Source organism: Streptomyces sp. NPDC026500 (genome assembly GCF_055567635.1).
Window position 1 is genome coordinate 194,901 of the sequence record NZ_JBVHQB010000013.1, and the last position, 23,495, is coordinate 218,395.

General features: G+C 71.0%; 18 protein-coding genes. 10 read left to right on the forward strand and 8 right to left on the reverse strand.

The window, feature by feature from the left end; all coding sequences use genetic code 11:
• Window positions 1-46: 46 nt before the first annotated feature.
• From meaB to ACZ4N5_RS24295, 4 genes are all read right to left on the reverse strand, one after another.
• Window positions 47-1,030, reverse strand: a complete 984-nt coding sequence (gene meaB / locus ACZ4N5_RS24280) for a methylmalonyl Co-A mutase-associated GTPase MeaB (protein WP_467759157.1) — start codon at window positions 1,028-1,030, stop codon at window positions 47-49.
• Window positions 1,027-3,201, reverse strand: coding sequence for a methylmalonyl-CoA mutase (scpA, locus tag ACZ4N5_RS24285; RefSeq protein ID WP_467759158.1), 2,175 nt, complete (start codon window positions 3,199-3,201; stop codon window positions 1,027-1,029). Before scpA ends, meaB begins: the two co-directional genes overlap by 4 nt.
• The gene (locus ACZ4N5_RS24290) at window positions 3,201-5,009 is read right to left on the reverse strand and encodes a methylmalonyl-CoA mutase family protein (RefSeq protein WP_467759159.1); all 1,809 of its coding nucleotides are present in this window, start codon (window positions 5,007-5,009) and stop codon (window positions 3,201-3,203) included. Before ACZ4N5_RS24290 ends, scpA begins: the two co-directional genes overlap by 1 nt.
• 364 nt (window positions 5,010-5,373) lie before the next feature.
• The gene (locus ACZ4N5_RS24295) at window positions 5,374-9,465 is read right to left on the reverse strand and encodes a molybdopterin-dependent oxidoreductase (protein WP_467759214.1); all 4,092 of its coding nucleotides are present in this window, start codon (window positions 9,463-9,465) and stop codon (window positions 5,374-5,376) included.
• 274 nt (window positions 9,466-9,739) lie between these two features.
• Here ACZ4N5_RS24295 and ACZ4N5_RS24300 point away from each other — a divergent pair, with 274 nt between their 5' ends.
• A complete protein-coding gene (locus ACZ4N5_RS24300) occupies window positions 9,740-10,426 on the forward strand; it encodes a M24 family metallopeptidase (RefSeq protein WP_467759160.1) in 687 nt (228 codons plus the stop codon).
• A 94-nt stretch (window positions 10,427-10,520) separates the two neighbouring features.
• Here the strand turns inward: ACZ4N5_RS24300 and ACZ4N5_RS24305 are convergent, their stop codons facing one another.
• Entirely contained in the window at window positions 10,521-12,077 is a 1,557-nt protein-coding gene (locus tag ACZ4N5_RS24305) for a hypothetical protein (RefSeq protein WP_467759161.1), read from the reverse strand.
• A gap of 833 nt (window positions 12,078-12,910) precedes the next feature.
• Here ACZ4N5_RS24305 and ACZ4N5_RS24310 point away from each other — a divergent pair.
• Both ACZ4N5_RS24310 and ACZ4N5_RS24315 read left to right on the forward strand, forming a co-directional pair.
• Window positions 12,911-13,114, forward strand: a complete 204-nt coding sequence (locus tag ACZ4N5_RS24310) for a cold-shock protein (protein ID WP_037751662.1) — start codon at window positions 12,911-12,913, stop codon at window positions 13,112-13,114.
• A 1,060-nt stretch (window positions 13,115-14,174) separates the two neighbouring features.
• On the forward strand, window positions 14,175-14,798 hold the full coding sequence (locus ACZ4N5_RS24315) for a lamin tail domain-containing protein (protein ID WP_467759162.1): 624 nt from the start codon (window positions 14,175-14,177) through the stop codon (window positions 14,796-14,798).
• A 460-nt stretch (window positions 14,799-15,258) separates the two neighbouring features.
• Here ACZ4N5_RS24315 and ACZ4N5_RS24320 read toward each other — a convergent pair whose 3' ends face one another.
• Window positions 15,259-16,137 (reverse strand): UbiA family prenyltransferase, encoded by an 879-nt coding sequence (locus ACZ4N5_RS24320; RefSeq protein WP_467759163.1) that lies wholly within the window; start codon window positions 16,135-16,137, stop codon window positions 15,259-15,261.
• Window positions 16,138-16,281: 144 nt separating this feature from the next.
• Between ACZ4N5_RS24320 and ACZ4N5_RS24325 the strand changes: the two genes are divergently transcribed.
• From ACZ4N5_RS24325 to ACZ4N5_RS24350, 6 genes are all read left to right on the forward strand, one after another.
• Window positions 16,282-17,340, forward strand: coding sequence for a type III polyketide synthase (locus ACZ4N5_RS24325; RefSeq protein WP_467759164.1), 1,059 nt, complete (start codon window positions 16,282-16,284; stop codon window positions 17,338-17,340).
• A gap of 40 nt (window positions 17,341-17,380) precedes the next feature.
• Window positions 17,381-17,914: an isoprenylcysteine carboxyl methyltransferase family protein gene (locus tag ACZ4N5_RS24330; RefSeq protein ID WP_467759215.1), complete on the forward strand. Its 534-nt coding sequence runs from the start codon at window positions 17,381-17,383 to the stop codon at window positions 17,912-17,914.
• Window positions 17,911-18,924, forward strand: a complete 1,014-nt coding sequence (locus ACZ4N5_RS24335) for an NAD(P)/FAD-dependent oxidoreductase (RefSeq protein WP_467759165.1) — start codon at window positions 17,911-17,913, stop codon at window positions 18,922-18,924. The genes ACZ4N5_RS24330 and ACZ4N5_RS24335 overlap by 4 nt, the downstream gene beginning before the upstream one ends.
• Window positions 18,925-18,987: 63 nt before the next feature.
• Window positions 18,988-19,230, forward strand: coding sequence for a dihydrofolate reductase family protein (locus ACZ4N5_RS24340; RefSeq protein WP_467759166.1), 243 nt, complete (start codon window positions 18,988-18,990; stop codon window positions 19,228-19,230).
• 450 nt (window positions 19,231-19,680) lie between these two features.
• Window positions 19,681-19,926, forward strand: coding sequence for a hypothetical protein (locus ACZ4N5_RS24345; protein WP_467759167.1), 246 nt, complete (start codon window positions 19,681-19,683; stop codon window positions 19,924-19,926).
• Window positions 19,926-20,303, forward strand: a complete 378-nt coding sequence (locus ACZ4N5_RS24350) for a fic family toxin-antitoxin system, toxin component (RefSeq protein ID WP_467759168.1) — start codon at window positions 19,926-19,928, stop codon at window positions 20,301-20,303. Before ACZ4N5_RS24345 ends, ACZ4N5_RS24350 begins: the two co-directional genes overlap by 1 nt.
• 105 nt (window positions 20,304-20,408) lie before the next feature.
• Here the strand turns inward: ACZ4N5_RS24350 and ACZ4N5_RS24355 are convergent, their stop codons facing one another.
• Window positions 20,409-21,197 carry an SAM-dependent methyltransferase gene (locus tag ACZ4N5_RS24355; RefSeq protein ID WP_467759169.1) on the reverse strand — a complete coding sequence of 263 codons (789 nt, stop codon included), beginning with the start codon at window positions 21,195-21,197 and terminating at the stop codon, window positions 20,409-20,411.
• Window positions 21,198-21,537: 340 nt separating this feature from the next.
• Entirely contained in the window at window positions 21,538-21,696 is a 159-nt protein-coding gene (locus tag ACZ4N5_RS24360) for a hypothetical protein (protein WP_467759170.1), read from the reverse strand.
• A gap of 216 nt (window positions 21,697-21,912) precedes the next feature.
• Here ACZ4N5_RS24360 and ACZ4N5_RS24365 point away from each other — a divergent pair, with 216 nt between their 5' ends.
• Entirely contained in the window at window positions 21,913-23,367 is a 1,455-nt protein-coding gene (locus ACZ4N5_RS24365) for an MFS transporter (protein ID WP_467759171.1), read from the forward strand.
• Window positions 23,368-23,495: the final 128 nt, after the last annotated feature.

The following is a 23,495-nucleotide window of genomic DNA, read 5'->3' on the forward strand; positions in this document are numbered from 1 at the left end:
GTGACGCAGAACCGTCGATGACCTGTCGGCTCCGCCGTCCGAGCGGCTAGGAACCCGCGCCGCCGAACACCTTCAGAATGCGCTCCGCCGCGAGCGTGGCCGTCAACCCGCCCTCCCGTACCTGCCGTTCGAGGTCGGGGGCGATGGCCCGTACGGCCTGATCGGCGTGCAGGCGGCCGAGGAGTTCGTCGCGGACCATCGTCCAGGTCCAGTCGACCTGCTGGTCACGGCGCTTGTCGGCGAGACGGCCGGTCGAGTCGAGAAGAGTGCGGTGCTGTTCCAGACGATCCCAGACGGCGTCCAGCCCGGCCGACTCGCGGGCGCTGCAACTCAGCACCGGAGGCGTCCAGGCCGCGTCCTTGCCGTGCATCAGCCGCAGGGCGCCTGCCAGTTCACGCGCCGCGGACTGCGCGTCGCGCGTGTGCGGGCCGTCCGCCTTGTTGACGGCGATCACGTCGGCCAGCTCCAGGACACCCTTCTTGATGCCCTGCAACTGATCTCCGGTGCGCGCCAGCGTCAACAGCAGGAAGGAGTCGACCATGTTCGCGACCGCGGTCTCCGACTGGCCGACCCCGACCGTCTCCACCAGCACCACGTCGTAGCCGGCGGCTTCCATCACGACGATCGACTCGCGGGTCGCCTTGGCCACCCCGCCGAGCGTGCCCGCGGTGGGGGAGGGGCGGATGAAGGCCGCCGGGTCCACGGCGAGGCGCTCCATGCGGGTCTTGTCGCCGAGGATCGAGCCGCCGGTACGGCTGGAGGACGGGTCGACGGCGAGCACCGCGACCCGGTACCCGAGCGAGGTCAGCATCGTGCCGAACGCGTCGATGAACGTCGACTTGCCCACGCCCGGCACCCCGCTGATGCCGATCCGCCGCGCCTTCCCGCTGTGCGGGAGCAGTTCGGTCAGCAACTCCTGTGCCAGCGCCCGGTGCTGGGGCCGGGTGGACTCGACGAGCGTGATGGCACGGGCGACCAGCGCCCGCTTCCCGTCGAGCACACCCTTGACGTAGGTGTCGAGTTCGATCACAGGGCGTGCCCGAGGTCGGCAGAGAGCCGCTGGACGAGGTCGTAGGCCGCGTCCGGGATCACCGTCCCGGGCGGGAACACGGCCGCCGCGCCCATCTCCAGCAGGGTCGGCACGTCCTGCGGCGGGATCACCCCGCCGACCACGACCATGATGTCCTCGCGGCCCTCCGCCGCCAGTTCCTCGCGCAGCGCCGGTACGAGGGTGAGGTGCCCCGCGGCCAGCGACGAGACGCCCACGATGTGCACGTCCGCCTCCACCGCCTGGCGTGCCACCTCGCCCGGCGTCTGGAACAGCGGGCCGACGTCCACGTCGAAGCCGAGGTCGGCGAAGGCGGTCGCGATCACCTTCTGGCCGCGGTCGTGACCGTCCTGGCCCATCTTGGCGACCAGGATGCGCGGGCGCCGGCCCTCGGCCTCCTCGAACGCGTCCACCAGGGTGCGGGTGCGGTCCACGGACGGGGACTCCCCTGCTTCGTTGCGGTACACGCCGGAGATCGTACGGATCTGGCCCGCGTGCCGCCCGTACACCTTCTCCAGGGCGTCGGAGATCTCCCCGACGGTGGCCATCGCGCGGGCCGCGCGCACCGCCAGTTCCAGCAGGTTGCCCTCGCCGCCCGCAGCTCGCGTCAGGTCGTCCAGCGCGTCCTGGCACGCCCGCTCGTCGCGCTCCGCGCGCAGCCGCCGCAGCTTCTCGATCTGCTGCGTGCGTACGGAGGAGTTGTCGACCTTGAGGACGTCGATCTTCTCGTCGGTCTCCACGCGGTACTTGTTGACGCCGATGACCGGCTGGCGGCCGGAGTCGATGCGGGCCTGGGTGCGGGCCGCCGCCTCCTCGATCCGGAGCTTGGGGATGCCGGCGTCGATGGCCTGCGCCATGCCGCCCGCCGCCTCGACCTCCTCGATGTGCTGCCAGGCCCGGCGGGCGAGGTCGTGCGTCAGCTTCTCGATGTACGCGCTGCCGCCCCACGGGTCGATGACCCGGGTCGTACCGGACTCCTGCTGCAGCAGCAGCTGCGTGTTGCGGGCGATCCGCGCGGAGAAGTCGGTGGGCAGGGCGAGGGCCTCGTCCAGGGCGTTGGTGTGCAGCGACTGGGTGTGGCCCTGGGTGGCGGCCATGGCCTCCACGCACGTACGCGTCACGTTGTTGAACACGTCCTGCGCGGTCAGCGACCAGCCGGAGGTCTGTGAATGCGTGCGCAGGGAAAGGGACTTGGCGTTCTGCGGGTCGAACTGCTTCACCAGCTTCGCCCACAGCAGGCGCGCCGCCCGCAGCTTGGCGACCTCCATGAAGAAGTTCATGCCGATCGCCCAGAAGAACGAGAGCCGCGGCGCGAACGCGTCCACGTCGAGCCCCGCCTCGCGGCCCGCCCGGATGTACTCGACGCCGTCCGCGAGCGTGTACGCCAGCTCCAGGTCGGCCGTCGCGCCCGCCTCCTGGATGTGATACCCGGAGATGGAGATGGAGTTGTAGCGCGGCATCCGCTGCGAGGTGTACGCGAAGATGTCGGAGATGATCCGCATCGACGGCTTCGGCGGATAGATGTAGGTGTTGCGGACCATGAACTCCTTGAGGATGTCGTTCTGGATGGTCCCGGCCAGCTTCTCGGGCGGCACGCCCTGTTCCTCGGCCGCCACGATGTACAGCGCGAGGACGGGCAGCACGGCGCCGTTCATCGTCATCGACACGGTCATCTTGTCCAGCGGGATGCCGTCGAAGAGCTGCCGCATGTCGTAGATGGAGTCGATGGCCACGCCCGCCATGCCGACGTCGCCCGTCACGCGCGGGTGGTCGCTGTCGTAACCCCGGTGCGTGGGCAGGTCGAAGGCGATCGACAGGCCCTTCTGACCGGCCGCCAGGTTGCGGCGGTAGAAGGCGTTGGACTCCTCGGCCGTGGAGAAGCCCGCGTACTGGCGGATCGTCCAGGGCTGGTTGACGTACATCGTCGGGTACGGGCCGCGCAGATACGGAGCCATGCCCGGGTACGTGTCCAGGAAGTCGAGGCCTTCCGTGTCACGGCCGGTGTACAGCGGCTTGACCGCGATGCCCTCCGGGGTCTCCCAGAACGCCTCGCTCCCGCCGGTGGCCTTCTGTGCGGCGGCACTCCACTCGTCGGCGCTGCCTTCGGTGGTGGGCGTCCCCAGTTCGATTCCGGAGAAGTCGGGGATTCCCATCAGGACACTCCCATGCGGTCGAGGGTGGCGGAGAGGACGGCGACGGCGTCGCAGCCCGCGAAGACATAGGCGTCGACACCGGCGTACTGACCGGGGCGGCCGGCCAGGAACACATGCCGGGCGCCGGCCGCCGCGAGGGCTTCGGCCGTGGTCGCGGCCTGCTCCTCGTACAGGGCGTCACTGGAGCACAGACAGGCCTCGGTGGCGCCGCTGTCCTCGAACGTGCCGTCCGTGACCGGCTCGATGCCACCGGCCTGGAACAGGTTCGCGACGAACGTCGACCGAGCGGTGTGCGCGGCGGCGGGGCCGATCGTGGCCAGGTAGATCCGGGGACGGGTCCCGGTGGCGGCGAGGTGCGCGTCGGAGCGGGCCCGCAGCTCCTCGTACGCCTCGTCGCGCCGCACCCGCGGCAGGCCGCCGGACGGCGCCTCGGGAGCGGGTTCACGCTCCACCGGGCGCTCGGCCAGATGCGGGAACTCGCTGACGCCGGTGATCGGTTCGCGCCGCTTGGCGAGCTTCGCCGAGCGCGCCGCCCAGGTGTCCGCCAGGTCCTGGCGCAGCCGGCCCGAGCGCAACGCCGCGGCCTGGCCGCCCGTCTGCTCGATCCCCTGGAAGAACTCCCAGCCCGCGTGGGCGAGTTCGTCAGTGAGCTTCTCCACGTACCAGGAGCCGCCCGCCGGGTCGATCACCCGGGACAGGTGCGACTCCTCGATGAGGATCGTCGAGGTGTTGCGGGCGATGCGCCGCGCGAAGGCGTCCGGCAGGCCGAGAGCGTGGTCGAACGGGAGGACGGTGACGGAGTCGGCGCCGCCGACCCCGGCCGCGAGCGTCGCGATGGTCGTGCGCAGCATGTTCACCCACGGGTCGCGGCGCGACATCATCACCGGCGAGGTCACGGCGTGCTGCACCTGGGCACCCGCGCCCGGCGCCCCGCACACCTCGGCGACCCGCGCCCACAGTCTGCGCGCCGCCCGCAGCTTGGCGATCGTCAGGAACTGGTCGGCGGTCGCGGCGTACCGGAACTCGAGCTGCGCACAAGCCTGTTCGACGGACAGACCCGCTTCGGTCAGCTCCCGCAGACAGGCGACACCGGTCGCCAGTGAGGCGCCCAGCTCCTGCGCGGCCGAGCCGCCGGCCTCGTGGTACGGCAGCGCGTCCACGGTCAGCGCCCGCAGTCCTGGGTACTCCTCGGTGCACCGCAGGGCGAGCGGGACGATCGACGTGAAGTCCATCGCGGTCCCGGTGCGGGCCTCGTGGCCGAGCGGGTCCGCGCCGAGGTTGCCGCGCACGGCGCTCGGAGCGATGCCCCGTTCCTCGTACAGCCGCAGCAACTCCCGGGCCGCCGCCTCGACGTCACGTCCCGCGTCGAGGACGACGGGCGCCAGGTCGAGGAAGACGCCGTCGAGGACGCCTTCGAGCGAGGAGACCGGAATGCCGCCCTCGCCGACGGCGAGCCACAGCGAGGTGACGCCGTTCTCCAGGTCACCGAGCACCAGGGCGTTGTCGGTTGCTGTGTGCCGCTGCCGTACGTCCCAGCCGCCGGCGGTGTTGCCCTCGGGCCGGCTTCCCCGGACGAAGGGGGCGAATCCGGGGAAACCGGGTTCGGCTGCTGTGTCGTGCGCGGTGTACAGGGGCCTGGTGGCGAGCCCGTCCTCGAGCGAGGTGGACAGCGCGGCTTCGGCTGTCGCGCTCGAGACCTCCTTGCCCGATTTGCGCAGCACGCCTTCTACCAGGAGCTGCCACTGGTCATGGGTCGCGGAAGGGAACTCGGCGGCCAGCGCGAGCCCGTCATTGGGCAGGACTGTCATGCTCGGATGCTAGGTCAGAGTCCTGGAGCGACAGCAGAGGCAAAGCCTGTGACCTTGACCTCTTGCTGTCGGTGATCCAGATCTCAGGCGCCTGAACGACGCCCTTGGACCGCTCTGGCAGGGTGAACCGATGCGAATACCCAGGCAGGCAGCCAGAGTCGCGGTACTGGACCCGGCGGGGGCGGTCTTCATGTTCCGGCACTGCTGGCTGCCGTACGACGCGAAGGCCCACCGGCCGTGCCCGTCGACCTCGGTCTCGCCACGAACGGGCCCGCCGGCACATCGCCCTGACCGCGGCGCCGACAGCCCCCGATGGGCGGGAAGCCCGCGCACCTGCCTCGGTGAGCCGCCGACGCGCAGCTGGTCAGTACACGTCGCGGACGTACCGCCTCTCGGCCGCGAGCTGCTTGAGGTACGCGGCCGCTCCGTCGGCGCTGTGGCCGCCGTGGGTGGTGGCGATGTCCCGGAGGGCTCGGTCGACGTCCTTGGCCATGCGGGAGGCGTCGCCGCACACGTAGAAGTGCGCTCCCTCCTGGAGCCAGGACCACAGTTGCGGGCCGTGCTCGCGCATCCGGTCCTGGACATAGACCTTGGCGCGCTGGTCGCGGGAGAAGGCGGTGTCGAGTCGGGTGAGCGTGCCGTCGGTGAGGAAGTCGGTCAGCTCGTCCTCGTAGTAGAAGTCGGTGGCCCGGTGCTGTTCGCCGAAGAACAGCCAGTTGGGCGCGCGGTGACCGAGGGCGCGGCGCTCGTGCAGGAAGCCGATGAAGGGGGCGACTCCGGTGCCGGGGCCCACCATGACCATGGGCGTGGCGGGGTCGGCCGGTGGCCGGAACCTCGGGGCGGGCTGGACGAAGACCGGTACAGGTGTGCCGGGGGCCGCGTCGGCGAGAAAGGGCGAGCAGACGCCCTGGCGCGGTCGGCCGTCCGGGTTCTCGTACCGGACGACGGAGACCGTCAGCGAGACGAGGTGGGGATCGGTCAGCGGGCTGGACGAAATGGAGTACAGACGGGGCTGGAGCGGCTTCAATACCTCGGCCCACTCCTGGGCGTCGGCCCGGACGGGGTGTTCGGCGATGACGTCGACGGCCTGGCGGCCCCAGGACCACTTGGCCAGCTCGTCCTTGTTGTCGGGACGCAGGAGCTTCTTCAATACTCGGTCGCGGGTGCGTTCGGCGACGAAGCGCAGCAGGTCGGGGGTGATCCGGGTGATGTCCAGACACCGGTGCAGGGCGTCGTGAAAGGGGATTTCTCCCGTTCCGCTCAGGTTCACGGGGCTGTCCGGTGCGAGGCCGGTGGTGGCCAGCCATTCCGCGACGAGGTCCGGAGAGTTGACGGGACGTACGCCGAGAGCGTCGCCGGCCCGGTGGACGAGCGGGGTCTCGCTGTCGCGGGTGTCGAAGGTGAAGCGCCGGACCTCCTTGCCCGCTCCGGGAAGACTGAGCAATCGGTTGCCGACCAGGCGGGTGGTGACGGGGGCTGCCTTCTTCGTCGGGGGAGCGGGCGGTGGTGGCGCCAGGGGGGCGGACGATCGCCCCGGGGCAGCGGCCGAGGCGGTGGGCGCGGGCTTCGGGACCGTTGCCGGGCCGTCGGTCAGTGAGGTGAGGACCTGGTCGAGCCACGCCATGGCCGAGGGCTCGTAGTCGGGCTCGCAGTCCGTGCGCGGGGCGAGCCGTACGGCGCCCAGTTCGTCGAGGCGCTGGTCCAGACGGCGGCCGTGGCCGCAGAAGTCGTCGTACGAGGAGTCGCCGAACGCGAGGACCGCGTAGCGGACGCCGTCCAGGCGCGGTGTGTCGGGCGCGGCCAGGGCGTCCCAGAACCCGGAACCGTTGTCGGGGGCGTCGCCGTCACCGAACGTGCTGGTGATCAGGAGGATGTCGGCGCCGTTGGGCAGTTCCCCCGGGTGGGCGTCGTCCATGCCGACCAGGGTGGCCTTGTGCCCGGTTGCGGTGAGCCGCTCGGCGGCGGCCGTGGCGAACTCCTCCGCGTTGCCGGTCTGCGAGGCCCACAGAACGACGACCTCCCGGACCGGGGTGGCAGGTGCCCCGGCCGGGGGCGGCGTTCCTGGAGCAGACCGGGAGTACATGCCGGCCAGCACACCGTTCACCCAAAGCGCGTGCTCGGGGCTGAAGGGTGCGCCCGGCGGCAGCACCGGCACGCCGGGAGCGCCCGATTCGATGCCGGCGAGGAAACCGATCAGGTACCGGCGCTCGTGCTCGGCCAGGACCGGCGGTGGAGCGGGCTCGAACCCGAAAACGCTCGCGGGTCCCGCGGAAAGGGCGGCCGCCGTGGTCGGCCCCCCGGACGCTGCGGCCACCGCGACTCCGGCGTCCTCGGCGGCACCGCCCACGGCCGGCGCCGTCACCGTCACCGGCGTCGCCACCTTCGTCAGGGACACCGCGCAGACCTTGAACTCCGGCTGGAAGGACAGCGGATCGACGGCGTCGCTCGTGACGGCGTTGACGCTCAGGTATTCGCCGAACAGATCGTTCCAGTGGAAGGGCGCGAAACAGCAGCCGGGCCGAACCCGGTCGGTCACCACGGCGGGCAGCACAGCCCGGCCGCGCCGCGAGGCGACCTCCACCGAATCGCCGTCGGCGATCCCGAGCGCCGCGGCGTCGTCCGGGTGCAGCTCCACGAAGGGCCCGGGGTTGAGCTTGTTGAGCTTGGCGACCCTGCCCGTCTTGGTGAGGGTGTGCCACTGGTGCTGCAACCGGCCCGTGTTCAGGACGTACGTGTAGTCGTCGTCGGGCATCTCGGCGGCGGGAGTGTGCGGACGGGCGTAGAACACCGCGCGGCCGCTCGCCGTGGGGAAGACAGGACCTACGCCGTCCGCGTCCAGGTAGCGGATCGGGTTGCGGTCGGGGCCGTCCTCGTGCGCCGCGGGCCACTGCACCGGGGTGGACCGCAGCCGGTCATAGGTGACGCCCCGCAGGTCGTAGCCGGTCTTCGGGTTGTGGGCGCGCTTGATCTCCTCGAAGACCTCCTCCGCGCTGTCGTACGAGAAGCCCCGCTCGTACCCCATCGCGCGGGCGACCGCGGCGATGATCCGCCAGTCCGCCATCGCCTCACCGGGCGGCTCCACCGCGGGCCGTGCGAGGGTGACATTGCGCTCGCTGTTGACGAGGACACCCTCGGTCTCGGTCCACAGCGCTGCCGGCAGGACGACATCCGCGTACGCGTTGGTCTCCGTCTCGGCGAACACGTCCTGGGCGACGACGAACTCGGCCCGCTCCAGGCCCTCGATGACGGTCTTGCGGTTGGCCACGGAGGCGACCGGGTTGGTGCAGATGATCCAGCACGCCTTGATGTCCCCGTCGGCCATCTTCCGGAACATCTCGATCGTGCCCCGGCCGACCCCGTCCTTACGGACCGTACCGGGGGCCAGCTCCCACAACTCCTCGATGAAGGCGCGCTCCGCGTCGACCAGCACCGACCGCTGGCCGGGCAGTCCCGGACCCATGTACCCCATCTCCCGGCCACCCATGGCGTTCGGCTGACCGGTCAGCGAGAACGGACCGCTGCCCGGCCGGCAGATCGCGCCCGTCGCCAGATGGAGGTTGACCAGCGCGTTGGTGTTCCAGGTGCCGTGCGTCGACTGGTTGAGGCCCATGGTCCAGCAGCTCATCCATTCCCCGGCCTCGCCGATGAGCCGGGCCGCTTCACGGATGTCGTCCTCCGGGATCCCGGTGATGTCGGCGACCGCGGCGGGCGGGTAGTCGGCCAGGAACTCCGGCATCGCCTCCCAGCCCTCGGTGTGCGCGGCGATGAACCCGGGATCGGTGTGCCCGTTCTCGTACAGCAGGTGCAGCAGTCCGTTGAGCAGCGCCAGGTCGGTTCCGGGCCGGACCGGCAGGAACAGGTCCGCCTTGTCGGCGGTCGCGCTGCGCCGCGGGTCGACGACGATCAGCTTGGCGCCACCCGACTTGACCCGGTCCATCATCCTGAGGAACAGGATGGGATGACAGTCGGCCATGTTGGAGCCGATGACGAAGAAGACGTCGGCGTGCTCGAAGTCCTGGTACGAGCCGGGCGGCCCGTCCGCGCCCAGCGACAGCTTGTAGCCGGTGCCCGCGCTGGCCATGCACAGCCGGGAGTTCGACTCGATCTGGTTCGTCCGTATGAAGCCCTTGGCCAGCTTGTTCGCCAGGTACTGGGCCTCCAGACTCATCTGCCCGGAGACGTAGAACGCGAAGGCGTCCGGGCCGTGCTCGTCGATCACCGCCCGAATCCGGCGAGCGGTCTCGGCGATCGCGCTGTCCACCGGGGCGGACTCGGCCTCCTCCCCCCGCTCGGATCGCACGAGGGCCGAGGTCAGCCGCCCGGGGGCGGCGAGCATGTCGGCCGTGGTCGCGCCCTTGGTGCACAGGCGCCCGAAGTTGGCGGGGTGCGTCTTGTCACCGGTGGCCTTCAGGACCGTACGCCGCCCATCGGGACCCATCCCGATGTCGAGGACCATCCCGCAGCCGACACCGCAGTACGAGCACACCGTCCGTACCTGCTGGGTGGTCGTGGTCACGAGCGGCCCCTCCGTGTGATCGGTACCTTCCTCCCCCGACGCTACGAAGTGCCCATTACGCGGTTGTCACACCGCTCGATCATCAGGGGTTACGCGCTCCACACACCCGGGTACCGGCGCTTGTGAGATGTGGCCCGCGGGGACACCGAGGCATGGGCTGTGCGGTGATCCGTACCCTTGCCGGGTCCGGATCGGCACTCCTACGGTGAGCGACATGACGGATGAAGCGACACGCGCGGCGCGGCTGCTGGACGCTCAGGCCAAGGCGGCGTCGCTGTTCGCCGAGATCGAGACGAGACAGCTGGTCGCCGCGGGCCGGGGCGAGCGCGCGGTGAGCGACAGGATCCGTGACCTGGCGAACGAGATGTTCGGGACCACCCACTACTGGCACAAGCGGATCGTGCGGTCCGGACCGAACAGGCTCCTGCCCTACCGCGAGAACCCGCCGGACCGGGTCATCGGCGCGGACGACATCGTGTTCGCCGACTTCGGGCCGATCTTCGAGGAGTTCGAGGCCGACTTCGGGCGGACCTTCGTACTGGGCGAGGACCCCGTCAAGCACCGCCTGCGCGACGACCTGGCGACCGTTTTCGCGGCAGGACGCCGCGCCTTCGACGCGGACCCGGACATCACCGGCAAGCAGCTATACGCCGAGGTCGAACGGCTGGCGGCCGAGGCGGGCTGGGAGCTGGGCGGCTGGCACGCCGGCCACTTGGTCGGCGCGTTCCCGCCCGAGTACAACGACTGGGACGACGTCGACTCCCACATCGTGCCCGCCAACGACAAGCCGCTGCGCCGCACGGACGACGCGGGGCGGTTCCTGCACTGGATCCTGGAGATCCATCTCGTCGCCCCGGGACGGGAGTTCGGGGGATTCTATGAGGAACTGCTGGACCTCTGACGTTCGGTGAGGGTACGTCAGGAAGGGCCGCGTCGCACGCACGCACGCACGCACGCAACCGGCCGGCGGGGAGACAGGCCGCCCGGCCGTCGCCTCAGTAGCCGAGGCTCGTCGTGTACGCGCACTCGGTGTAGACGTAACCCGGCGACAACTTGGCGGTGTCCGAGGCGGGGGACTTTCCTGTTCCGCTCCGGGACTTGTGCACGAAGTAGGTGGTGCCGACGGGCAACCGGATGGTCCGCTGCGGGTAGTGCTTGCCACTGTCACTGCACGGCTTGAAGCCGATCCCCAGCGTGCTGCCGAAACCGTACGTGGCACAGCTCCCACAGGCCTTGAGGTTGAAGCTTCCGGTCACCGGCCCCGTGTACAGGACCGTGATGTCGTCGGGGCTGTCGTTCTTGACCGTGACGGCGATGCTGCCGCCCGATGCCGTGGTCGGCAGCCGCTTGCCTGCCGCGGGCACCGTCTGCGCGACCTCCGCGGCGATGGCTATCTTCTGGGCGCGCGCCCGGTTCTTGTGGTGCGGGTTGTTCTTGGCGAAGTCGTTCATGGTGGTGACGGCGTCACCGAAGTTCCCGTCCGTGTACTGATGCACACCGCAGGTGTACGCGCCCGAACGTGCGCTCTGCGAGGCCCGGTCGGCGTCCTTGCCCAGGGCGTCGGCCAGTCCGGCCTGCTCCCCGGGCAGTCCCCGGACCTGGGTGTCGAGACCGTTGAGCTGCTGGACGGCGGCACAGGGGTCGTCGCCGCCCACGGACTTGACCGCCTTGTCGACCGCGGTCTTCACGGCGGGCTCCACCCTCCCGGCCTGTGCGGACTTGGGGAAGGTCGACAGGAGCTCGCCGAACTGCGTGGTCCAGTCGCCTCCTCCGCCGCTGAGCGACGCCGCCGCGCACTCGTAGAGTGATGTGGCCAGCCGGTCGTCCGGCCAGGTGGAGAGGTCTCCGAGTACCTTCTTGCCCATCGTGTGGGGGACCGTACGGAGGTACTTCAGGGGCGATACGGCGGAGCAGTAGTTCTTCTGCGCGTAGGGGGCGCCGACGGTGGCGTAGTAGGTCTTGAGCCGGTCGGGGACACGCTGGGCCGCGCGTGAACCCGGGTGGTCGTCGCTGAGTGCGCCGTAGACGGCGAGGGCGCGGCGATAGTCGGCCTCCGCCGTTTCGAACGTCTGCTTCCCGGATTGCCTGACCAGCTTGTCCGCCCGGTCGAGCCGGTCCAGGAGCATCTGCTCCGTGGCTTCGTCGCGCGCCCCGTCGTACAGGACGACTCCTCCGGAGGGCACGGCCAGCAGTACGACGCCGAGCGCGGCCGCGGTCAAGGCGCTCGGCAGCAACGCCAACCGGGTCCGCAGGCCCACGGACGCGCCGTGCGCCGCCGCGAGCGCCAGGAAGATCAGGTACAGCACGACCATCGCGCCGGGGACCCCGTCAGGGTCCGCGGGCAGGGCCACCAGAAGCAGGATCGCCGTCGCGACCCAGCATGCTGCCATCAGCCCCCAGCGGCGCACGACGGCGTAACCGAGCCCGAGCCCGCTGAGGTTCAGCAACGCCACCGCGAGGGCCCGCCCTGGATCGGCGGGAGCGGGCGGCGGCGCGGTCGGCATCGGTGGTACGACGAAGTCGTCACGAGCACTTTGAGGATCCCAGGACATGACGGTTCCCCCCGTCAATCACGCCTGAAGTTCTATGACTTGTCAGCGTACGGTCAGTAAGCGACCGAGGACAGGGGCCCGCACCGAGCGTCTACGGCCCACCCGCCCCGCCGGATGGCAGACGCCTCGCGCGTTTCGCGCACGGTGGTCGACGCGGGGCGCCACCGGCCGGTACCTCGGTGTGTTCGGCCTGGGCGCCGGGCCCGGCCGAGCCGTCGGGCCGGGTCTCCCCATCGCGCTCCGCATCACCCGGGGGCGCCCCGGCTGGTACGTCCTCGGACTGCTCTTCGCGCTCACGGGGATGGCGGCACCCTTCGCGGTCCGCCGGGCGGAACACCATGGGGGTGGGCGGCAACCACACCTCACCGTCCCGGAAACGCCGAAGACGAACCGGATCTACGGAACTGCGGCCGACATCACCAGGAGAACGCGACACCAACGGCCGGAACCGTCGGCGCGGTGCGGCTCGCAGCCGATCGGCGAGGCCTGAGTGCCGCATGATCGTCTTCTTGGTCCCGATTGATGCCAACTTGGCGGGCGGTTTGTGATGGTGAGCCATGGGCGGCCCGCTCGTCGACGCCGCTCGGCCGGTAGGTTCGTGCGGGGCGGCGGAGTCGTCATGACGCGCATGTGGCGGCAGTTCCGGTCCACCTGACGGCCCTTGCTCTCTGGTGAGAGGCGCTCTCGCCGTGTAACGTCGCTGGCAGATGTCGTGGTTCGCAGTACCTGCCCGCGCCGTGGTGCGGGCGTTTTGCTGTGCAGTGCCCGAGGACCAGGACGACTACCTCCGGGTCCGCGCGGTGCGGATCCGTCATCGAGTGAGAGGCACTGGCATGGCCAGCGGAACTGTCAAGTGGTTCAACGCCGAAAAGGGCTTCGGTTTCATCGCGCAGGACGGCGGCGGCCCCGACGTCTTCGCGCACTACTCCAACATCAACGCCAGTGGCTTCCGTGAGCTCCAGGAAGGCCAGGCGGTGACCTTCGACATCACCCAGGGTCAGAAGGGCCCCCAGGCGGAGAACATCACCCCCGCCTGACCTTTGCGTCACGCCGGCACGGTGCCTCAAGGAATACCCACGTTGAGGCACCGTGCATTGCGGCAGACCAGAAGGCTCCGCCGCTTCCCCGAGGGGGTGGCCGGGCCACGTACCGACGCGGCGGCGTGGCACTCGCCCGCGTGACAGGCACGTACCCCTTTCCGGCGCCATCGGCGCCGAGGCTCCGACGGCCCGAGTGCGGCCGTCATCACTTGTCCACGCCCGACCGCCCTCGCTCAGGGGCATGGTGAGGCGTGAGAGTTCTTGTGGTCCCCGGCCGTCAGTGGCTCCCATCCGTCGGCGACGGCCTGGTCGATGCCGCTCCCGGCGATGCCGAGTACCCCCACATCGGTTCCGTGGCCTGCGGCCGTGTTGATGATGTGGGTGATTCCTGACGCCGCGGAGGCGGCCCCCCGGCTCACCAGCCCTTCAGTGGCGGTTCGGGCGCGACGCGTACGGCGTCGTGGGCCGAAGACCGCAGGCGTCGCCGATCGGGCGCCGATCACCCGTCCGGCCCGTGCGGCCTCCTGGATCGAGGCGACGACTGCGGCACCCTGGCCGAGTAGGCCTGCGATGCTCCCCGTCGTCCGGCCGCACCGCCACCGGCTGACGGGCCGCCAGGAACGCGGCGGCGAGGCGCCGCCCACCGGACCGGACCTCCCACGGTGACGGGACCGGCGGGGTCTCGGATTCCGCCGGCCTCGGTATGCCGCCGGATCGGAGCGGAACGGTGTTACTCACTTTCGGGTGACGGCCGCCTGAGGTTCGGCGATGTACCGGATGCCCGAAAATGGGCTGGATGCTGTAGGAGTACGGGAGTTGGCGATGACAGGGCATCACTCTTCGGCTTTCAGCAGTTAAAGGACTGATACAGGTGTCTGTAACCGACATGTTCGTAATTCGTAACAGGGGTCGGGTGTTGCTCGTCCCGGGCGGGGATGTGGAGCAACTTATGAGTCACCGGCCACCGGGCCGGGACTCGCACAGGGTCGCACCGTCCAGTTCCCCGCATTGGGGTGCTGCACGGGGTGTGCCGGCTCTCGAACCTTGAGGAGCATTCATGTCCGTTTCCACGTCTGTCACGGCCCGCCGTATGGTGGCCGCGGCCCTCGCGGCCGGCGCAATGGTCGGCTCGACCGCCGTCTCCGCCTCCGCCGCGGAGCCGCGCTTCGAGCGCACGCACGTCGCCATCAGCAGGGTCCAGAGCGACGCGCCGGGCTTTGACGACCGCTCCAGCCGTTCGCTGAACGCGGAGTGGGTGGAAATCACCAACTCGGCACGCCGTGGAGTGAACCTGAACGGCTGGACGCTGTCGGACAAGGACGGCAACCGCTACACCTTCCGGCACTACACCCTGGCCGGCCGTGCCACCGTCCGGATCCACACCGGCTTCGGCCGAGACACCAGCCGTGACCTCTACCAGGACCGCCGCAACGAGGTGTGGGACAACCACTCCGACGTCGCCACCCTGAAGAACGACCGCGGCCGCTTCGTCGACAGCGTCTCCTGGGGCCGGCACCACGACCGTGACCACGGCCGTGACGACAACCGCGGACACGACGACAACCGCGGACACGGCGACAACCGCGGACACGGCGACAACCGCGGACACGGCGACAACCGCGGACACGGCGACAACCGCGGACACGGCGACAACCACGACGGCGGTCACCGCGGCCGCTGAACGGCCCTTGGTGGCAAGCCCCTTCCGGGACCGGACGCTGAGATGACCTGCTGAGGTCGGGCACTGTCGGACCCCGTGATCACTTGGCCTGCTGGACGGCCTCGCTGAGGAAGACCCGCACCGGACGGTGCGGGTCTTCTGCGTGCGGCGCACGCGGCCGTTCCTTCAGGCGCTGGTCCAGACGAGGTCGGTTTCGCCGACAGCGACCCGTCCCGGAGGCGGGCCCCCACGGGCTCGCCGGTTCAGGCCGATCGCCGTTGCCTCGATGCGCTGACGAGCCTCCACGCGGTCCCGGGCGACGGCCCGAGGAGCCCTCGGGAAGCTGATCAAGCACTCCGGGAGCGGCCGGCGGGGCGGGGCGACGGACACCCGTCGCCGGATCGCGGCCGTGCGCCGCGCGCGGCCTGCGCCGGGCGCGCGTCACCGGCTCGAAGGACGACGTCGCGTGGTCCGACACGGCTCAGGGCGGCCCCGTCCCGATCCCGATGCCGCTGAGCAGCAGGGTCACATCCACCGTCGCCACGACGATCGCCGTCGCGAACGCCAGCCGCTCCCAGCGGCGTCCCAGTACCGTCCCCGTCACCGCCACCAGGAGGACCACGCCCAGGGCTGCCACCTCGCGTCTGCCGGGCGGTCCTGCGGGCCCCAGCGCCAGCAGCGCGGACGCGATCACCAGGGGCACCGGAAGCAGCAGCCGCGCACGATCGGGCCCCAGTCGCTGCGGCCACCCTCGGACGCCTGTCGCCAGATCCCCGCGGATGTCCGGCAGGACATCGCCCAGATGCGCCCCGATTCCCAGGAGCGCTCCGGCGCCGACGACCCACCAGGCCGGCCACGGACGGCCCGGCAGCCCGAGCGCGACGAACGCCGGGAGCGCGGCGAACGCCAGCGCGTAAGGCGCCCAGGACCAACGGGTGGCCTTCAGTCGCACGTTGTACGCCCACCCCGCCCCGACCGCGGCCAGGTGAACGGCGCCGGCCCACAGGCCGCAGAAGAGGGAGAGCGGCACACACAGGGCCAGCGCGGCGTACGCGGCAGCCCAGACCTGGGGCACTCCGATCGCGCCGTCCACGACCGGCTTGCCGCGGCGGCCCACAGCGGTGTCCCGCCGTGCGTCGAAGGCGTCGTTGCACCAGCCGACCGACAACTGCCCCGTCAGGACGGCGGCGCCGACCAGGACACAACCCCCGGTTCCGCGGCCGGCGATCACGGCCAGCGCCGCCGCCAGCGTGGTGACGGCCACGACGGGCCCGGGGTGGCACGCTCGGCCCAGACCACCCACCCGGCCGGTCCCATTTCCCGCGGTGTCACCGGTCGTCGAGTGCTCGGGAGTACCCACCCGGCGATGGTAGGAGGCTTCGTCGCGCCGGCTCGGGCGCGCCACGGGACGAACCGCCGGACGGGCGATCCCTGGTGGCGAACGGCCGGTCCGGGGAAGGCCTGGAGAGCAGCCCACCCCAGTCGGTTTTCGGACGGGAGCCCTATGACGCGGATCGCCGCCGTGCACGGTGCCCTCGCGCCGCACCACCACGCCCAGTCGGAGATCACGGACATGGTGGCCCGCACATGTCTGCCCGAGGGCGCCGACCGCCGTGTGCTGGACCGACTGCACCGCGGCGCCAAGGTCCGTACCCGCCACATGACGCTGCCACTCGAACAGTACGAGACGCTCGATGGATTCGGCGCCGCGAACGACGTCTTCATCACGGCTGCCACGGACATGGGGGCCAAGGCGGTCCGAGAGGCCCTGCGCCTGGCCGGTCTGTCGGCGGCCGACGTGGACCTGTTGATCTTCACCTCCGTCACGGGCATCGCGGCGCCCTCCATCGACGCCCGGCTGGCGGGCCGCCTCGGACTGCGGCGGGACGTCAAGAGACTGCCGATGTTCGGCCTGGGCTGTGCCGGCGGTGCCGCGGGCCTGTCCCGCATGCACGACTATCTGCTGGGCCGGCCCGACCAGGTGGCGGTGCTGTTGTCGGTCGAGCTGTGCTCGCTCACGTTCCAGCGCGGCGACCCTTCCCTGGCCAACATGGTCGCCACCGGTCTGTTCGGCGACGGCGCCGCCGCGGTGGTGGCCTGCGGATCGCGTCGCACGGGCCGAGCCGTCGGCCCCACGATCGTGGACACCCGCAGCCGCCTGTACCCCGAGAGCAGCCGCGTCATGGGCTGGGCCATCAAGAACTCGGGCTTCCAGGTCGTCCTGGACCCGGAGATCCCCGACGTGGTGCGCCGTCACCTCGCGGATGACGTCGAGGGGTTCCTGGGCGACCACGGTCTGAAGCCGAAGGACGTGAGCGCCTGGGTGTGCCACCCCGGAGGGCCCAAGGTCCTGGAGGTCGTCGCCGAAGCCCTCGACCTGCCGGACGGGGCCCTCGATGTGACCTGGCGTCATCTGGCCGAGGTGGGCAACCTCTCCTCGTCGTCCGTGCTGCACGTGCTGCGCGACACGCTGGCCACCCGCCGCCCGCCTCCCGGTACGCCGGGTCTGCTTATGGCGATGGGGCCGGGCTTCGCCTGCGAGCTGGTGCTGCTGCGCTGGTAGGCCGCCCGGCGTACGACATGGAACGGTGGGACACGGACACATGATCTGGTACGGACTGCTGGTGGCCGCCGTCGCCGCCGAACGGGTCGGCGAACTCGTCGTCGCCCGCCGCAACGAACGGTGGAGCCATGCTCGCGGCGCGATCGAGGCGGGCCAGGGCCACTACCCGGCGATGGTCGCGCTGCACACCGCCCTGCTGGTCGGCTGCCCGGTCGAGGTCTGGCTGGCCGACCGGCCCTTCCTCCCGGCCCTCGCCTGGCCGATGGTGGCCGTACTGGCGGGCGCCCAGGCGTTGCGCTGGTGCTGCATCGCCACGCTGGGATCCCGCTGGAACACCCGGGTGATCGTCGTGCCCGGCCTGCCCCTGGTGGCCCGTGGCCCCTACCGGGTACTGCGGCACCCGAACTACGTGGCGGTCGTCGCGGAGGGCGTGGCGCTGCCGCTGGTGCACACCGCCTGGGTCACCGCGGTCGTCTTCACCCTGGCCAACGCGGTCGTGCTGACGGTGCGCATCCGGTGCGAGAACCGCCTGCTGGCCGACGTGACCGCCTCGCTCACCTCCGTTCCGGCGTGATCGACGTCCTGGTGGCCGGTGGCGGACCGGCCGGTCTGGCCGCCGCCATTCACAGCGCGCTGGCCGGTCTGGAGGCCGTGGTCGTCGAACCACGGACCGCGCCCGTGGACAAGGCCTGCGGAGAAGGCGTCATGCCCAGCGGCGTCGCCGCGCTGCGGGCGCTGGGCGCCGAGGTCACCGGCAGGGAATTGCGCGGCATCCGCTACGTGGACGGCGCCGTCCACGCCGAAGCGCTCTTCCGCGGCCACAGAGGGCTCGGCATCCGCCGTACGGCCCTCCACCATGCCCTGTACCAACGCGCTCTAGGCCTCGGCGTGCGGATCGTGCCCGGCAAGGTGGGGGAGGTGCTCCAGACCACGGACACCGTCACCGCCGCGGGATTCACGGCACGTTGGCTGATCGCCGCCGACGGCCTGCACTCCACCGTCCGCCGCGGCCTGGGTCTGGAGCTGCCGAGCGGCGCACACCGTCGCTACGGACTGCGCCGGCACTACCGTGTCGAGCCCTGGACGGACTTCGTGGAGGTTCACTGGTCAGGGCACGGTGAGGCCTACGTGACACCGGTCGCCGACGACCTGGTGGGTGTCGCGGTCCTCAGCCGCGTGCGTCGCGGCTACGACGAGCACCTGCGCGAGTTCCCGGCCCTCACCGCAGTGCTGCGCGGGGCCCCGGAGACGGAGGTGCGGGGCGCCGGACCGCTGCTGCAACGGGTACGGCGCCGAGTCGCCGGACGCGTCCTGCTCGTCGGCGACGCGGCGGGCTACCTGGATGCCCTCACCGGAGAGGGCATCGCCCTCGGGCTCGCGACGGCCGGAGCCGCCGTCCACTGCCTCGCGGCGGGACGCGCTGAGGAGTACGAGCGGGCGTGGGCGCTGCTGACACGCCGTCACCGGATGCTGACCGGGGCGCTGCTGACGGCGAGCCGCCGTCCCGGCACCGCCCGCCTGATCGTCCCCATGGCGTCCCGGATGCCCCCGGTGTTCACCGCCGCGGTCCACGCGCTGCAGTAGCGCGTACGGCAGAGCGGTCTCGCGGCCCGTTCAGGTGGACCGAGTTCGGCTTGCTGGCCTCGCATGTGTCGCCGCACGGACGACCCCGTCGCCGCGCTGCCGGCCACCGGACTCATCGACGAGGTGCGGCCGATGGTTGCGCCGGTGGTCGTGGGCGGTGGCCGGCGGCTGTTCCCGGACAACGGCGTCCCGGCAGGGTTGCGCCTCCTGATCAGCGAGACGACACCGAGCGGAGTCGCCGCCCAGGTGTTCGAGCCGACAGGACCGCCCCGGTACGGGACCTACGAGGCCGACGCGCCCTCCTGAGAGGGCTCTCCGGTGTTCCGCGCGGTCTCATTCCGAATCGGTCTCTCGGGCGTTCGGCACCGGGGCGACGTCGCTCATGAACCGGCGGGTGTCATGAGATGTCCGCGGCGGCCACAGCGGCCAGGCGGCCGTCACCACCGCGGACCCGTGCGGTTGCGGGACGCGTGCGGGCGTCGTGGAATCAGCGGTTGCGGATGGCGCTGGTGGTGAAGAATCCGGTTGCAGCGGCGGCGACGAGAGCACAGACAGACAACAACATGGTTCGACGCATGGGACGTCCTCTCAGGGTGATCGTGGGCAGGTACGTTGCACAACGCCGGTCATGCCTTCAGGGGCTCGCCTCTGTCCCATACGCCACCCGCATGGACGCGATGTCGGGCGCCGGGGCGCGGACGGAGGGACGCGGGGCGAGCACTCCCCGGCTGTGGTAACGGCTGTTACCATGCCGATATGGCGAGGACACAAGTAGGCGCACGGATCGACGAAGACGTCCTGGAGCTTGCGAAGGCCAGGGCCAAGGACCGCGGGCAGAGTGTCGGCGAATACCTGTCCCAGCTGGTCCTGGAGGACGCCGACGGCCTGCGCGCTCGAGGCCTGGACGCCGCCCGCCGCTTCCTTGACGAGCACCAGGACGTCTTCGACGAGGCCGAGGCCGCCGACGTCCGGCGGGCCGCCGACGAGGCGCACGCAGCGTAATGGACCTGCACATCGACGTCCCCTGGATCCTGCAGGTCGCCGAGATCGCCGGGGCGGGGGATCCGGCCCCCGACGACTACGGGGTGCCGGTGGCCGCGGTCGCCTGCCACAAGGCGCAGCTGCTCGAGCAGCCGGTGTACGACGGCGCTTACGCGCGCGCCGCCGCCTTGGTGCACGTCCTTGGCCGCTGTCGGTGGCTGGAGCGCTCCAACATGGCCGTCGCGGCGGCCACGGGCGTCATGTATCTGGAGGCCTCGGGCATCCCCGTGAAACCGACCCGGGACGACGCCGTCGCGCTGCGTGATCTGCTCCGCGACCCCGCCTGCTCGGCCGCGAGGATCGCCGTGCTGCTGCGCTCCTGGCCCGCGGTCACCTGATCCGCGGTGACCGTTTGATCCAGGCCCGCCCGGCGCGACCGAGCCGGCCGCATTCTGGGCGGGCCGGCCCTTCGGCGCGTCGGTTCTTCGGCTGGTCGGGCCGGCTCAGAGGACGCGCGCCACTCCCGCGTAGATGCCGCTGTCCTCAGGCCTCGGCCTGCGGGCCGACCTGAACCACTCCGTCGCCGTCACCAGGCCGGGCTCGACGAGATCGAGACCGTCGAAGAAGCTCTGCACCCCTGTCCGGGTGCGGAAGCCGAGCTGGATGCCGCCCTTGGCGTACTCGGCGGTGACCTGTGCGGAGAGTTCCGGGAACAGGTCGGAGGAGGCGTGCGACAGCACCAGGTAGCTGCCCGAGGGCAGCGTGGCCACCAGGTTGCGGACGATGTCGTGCGCGTCCTGCTCGTCGGGGATGAAGTGCATCAGCGCGATCAACGAGAGGGCGATCGGGCGGGTGAAGTCCAGGATGTGCCGGGCGTGTTGGACGATCTCCTCAGGCCGCCGCACGTCGGCCTGGATGTAGTCGGTGACTCCTTCGGGCCGGCTGACCAGGAGCGCCTCGGCGTGACGCAGCACGATCGGGTCGTTGTCGGTGTAGACGACCTTCGCCGCCGGCGTGATGTCCTGGACGATCTGGTGGAGGTTGGGCTTGGTCGGAATCCCGGTTCCGATGTCCAGGAACTGGTCGATGCCCTGCTCGGCGAGCCAGGCGGACGCCCGGTGCATGAACTCGCGATTCTGCCGGGCCGCGTCCCTCGCCTCCGGCGGCAGCTTCTCTCCCACCGCCTCGTCGACCGGGTAGTTGTCCTTGCCGCCCAGCAGCCAGTCGTAGACCCGGGCGGGATGCGCCTTGCTGGTGTCGAGCGCTGGAAACGACTGTCGGTCGATCGTCATGGAAGCTCCCATCGCGCCACGGAAACGCGGCAGGCCGAGTGTTCGATCATCCTACTCGGAAGCGCCATGTGGTCTGTACGGTACGGGAGTTGGATCGGCGGACCGCCGGTGCGGACTTGTGCGTGCTCGGCCGACGCTGCGCGACAGTCGTCCGCCCCGGCCGGGCGTCCTCCAGTGCCTCACCCGCCGAGTCTGCGTGTCCTGGGTCGCGTTGGTACGCGGACCAGGCAGGTGTCGCCGCCCTCCGCGGAGAACGGTTCGTCGAACACCGTGAACACCTGGTCCGACCAGCTGATCCCCGCGTCATACCCCTGCTCCAGTACGGTCGACCGCCCGCGGCTCACTCCGTCGGCCGCTCCGCCAGGCCTGTGGTGATCACCCCGACCAGCGTCGACACGCAGGCCAGGGCCACCAGGCCGAGCACCGCCGCCAGCAGCATCCGCAGCGGTGTTCCGGTCACCTCGCCCAGTCGCGGCGTCTGGGTGCTCGTCCGCCACACCGCCGCCGGCCGCTCCCCGAAGCGACCTCGGCGAGCCGGGATCCGTCCGCACGGGTAGGGCGCGAGGGCAGCCGGGGGAGTCGGCGCAGGCGGTGCAGGTTACGGAGCGGCCGGGCTGCTCGGGACCTGGAAGCGGGCGGCAGGATCCTGCTTCGGTTGCGGGGCTCCGCGAGCGCACGCAGGCTGAGGAGAGGCCCGTAGCAGGGGATGGTCGTCGTGAGCGGATCCGCAGGCCGGAGGCCCGGACTGTTCTCGCGCCGGGACCGCGCGGTCATCGCCGCCGCCTCGATCTCGATGCTGCTGGTGCAGATGGACTGGTTTGCGCTGAACCTGATGCTGCCCGTGATCGGCCGCGACTTCGGGACACCGACCACGAACCTGCAGTGGCTGGTGAGCGGCTACATGCTGACGCTCGGCGCGCTGATGATCGTCGGGGGGCGGGCAGCCGACCTTTACGGCCGCAGACGGGTCATCGTCCTGGGCCTGACGGGCTTCGCCGTGATGTCGGTGGTGTGCAGCGCCGCGCAGAGCGCGGCGTGGCTGACCGCGGGACGGGTGGTCCAGGGGATGACTGCGGCGCTGATCCTGCCCATCGCGGTGGCGGTGGTGTCCTCCCATTTCCGTGACGATCGTCAGGGTCGGGCCGTCGGGACGGTTCTCGCCTTCAGCGCGATCGGTACGGCGCTGGGGCCGTTCGTCGGCGGGGCGTTCGCCGAGCTGGTCAGCTGGCGTGCGGTGTTTCTGCTGAACGTGCCCTTCTGCGCGCTGGCGGCCCTGCTGATGCTGCGGTACGTGAAGGAATCGCGGGACGAGGGGGCCGCGCGGGGGATGGACCTGCCGGGTGCGGTCACCCTGGCCGGTGGTCTGACAGCGATCATGCTCGCTGTCGACCAGGGGGCGACCTGGGGCTGGGGCTCGGTGGTCACCGTGGCCTGTTTCGCCGCGGGCGCGGTCATGCTGTGCCTGTTCGTGGTGGTCGAGCGGCGCACCGCGGAACCTCTGATCGACCTGTCCCTGCTGCACAACAAGCCGTTCGTGACCGTGACGGCCGCAGGTACGGTGTCGAACGTCGTGTACTGCCTGATCGCCGTGCTGGCGGCGCTGGACCTGCAACAGGCGCGCGGGCTGTCGCCGTTGGACGCGGGGCTGATCTTCCTGGCGCTTTCGGCGGGCGAGGGTGCGGCGAGCTACTGGTCGGGGCACTTGGCGCGCCGGTGGCGGGCGGAGGTCTTGATGGCGGTGGGGCTCCTGCTCAGCGGGGCGGGGCTGTTCGCGCTGACGTGGACGGGTCCACTGCCGCTGTACACCGCCGTGTTCGCGGTGATCGGAGTGGGCGTGGGGCTCGGCTGGGCACTCACCAATGCGGCGACCCAGTCGTACGTGTCCGCCGGGCGGCTGGCGGCGGCGTCGGGGCTGGTGCTCACCTCGCTGGTGCTGTGGGGCGCGGTGGCCGTGACGGTGGCCGCGACCGTCCTGGAGACGATCAGCGGGTCCACCAGTGGTGCGGCGTCCGACGGTTCGGCGATCGACGGGATGCTGCGTGTGGTTGCCGTGCTTTCCGTGGCCGGTGCCGGGCTGCTGATCCCGCTCATCCGCTCCAACCGCGGGACGCCGACGGCGGAGCCCGCGGCGGAGGAGGAGGTCGATGCGGTGCCTCGACCCCGCTCCTAGGACCTCGCTTCCACGACCTCGCTTCCACGACCTTGCTCCCAGGCCTTCGTCGGATCTGCCCGGCCGTGGCCGGCCGAACCGGCTCCGCCGGAACTTCCGGAATCCGAGGCCCGACCCCCGGTCGGCGG

Bases quoted from the DNA above. Each gene is read 5' to 3' on its own strand.
- ACZ4N5_RS24305 (WP_467759161.1), bottom strand. From the start codon at position 12,077: ATGTCCTGGGATCCTCAAAGTGCTCGTGACGACTTCGTCGTACCACCG.
- scpA (WP_467759158.1), bottom strand. From the start codon at position 3,201: ATGGGAATCCCCGACTTCTCCGGAATCGAACTGGGGACGCCCACCACC.
- ACZ4N5_RS24295 (WP_467759214.1), bottom strand. From the start codon at position 9,465: ATGGTCCTCGACATCGGGATGGGTCCCGATGGGCGGCGTACGGTCCTG.
- ACZ4N5_RS24310 (WP_037751662.1), top strand. From the start codon at position 12,911: ATGGCCAGCGGAACTGTCAAGTGGTTCAACGCCGAAAAGGGCTTCGGT.
- ACZ4N5_RS24315 (WP_467759162.1), top strand. From the start codon at position 14,175: ATGTCCGTTTCCACGTCTGTCACGGCCCGCCGTATGGTGGCCGCGGCC.
- ACZ4N5_RS24345 (WP_467759167.1), top strand. From the start codon at position 19,681: ATGGCGAGGACACAAGTAGGCGCACGGATCGACGAAGACGTCCTGGAG.
- ACZ4N5_RS24290 (WP_467759159.1), bottom strand. From the start codon at position 5,009: ATGACAGTCCTGCCCAATGACGGGCTCGCGCTGGCCGCCGAGTTCCCT.
- ACZ4N5_RS24300 (WP_467759160.1), top strand. From the start codon at position 9,740: ATGACGGATGAAGCGACACGCGCGGCGCGGCTGCTGGACGCTCAGGCC.
- ACZ4N5_RS24325 (WP_467759164.1), top strand. From the start codon at position 16,282: ATGACGCGGATCGCCGCCGTGCACGGTGCCCTCGCGCCGCACCACCAC.
- ACZ4N5_RS24340 (WP_467759166.1), top strand. From the start codon at position 18,988: ATGTGTCGCCGCACGGACGACCCCGTCGCCGCGCTGCCGGCCACCGGA.
- ACZ4N5_RS24355 (WP_467759169.1), bottom strand. From the start codon at position 21,197: ATGACGATCGACCGACAGTCGTTTCCAGCGCTCGACACCAGCAAGGCG.
- ACZ4N5_RS24330 (WP_467759215.1), top strand. From the start codon at position 17,381: ATGATCTGGTACGGACTGCTGGTGGCCGCCGTCGCCGCCGAACGGGTC.
- ACZ4N5_RS24350 (WP_467759168.1), top strand. From the start codon at position 19,926: ATGGACCTGCACATCGACGTCCCCTGGATCCTGCAGGTCGCCGAGATC.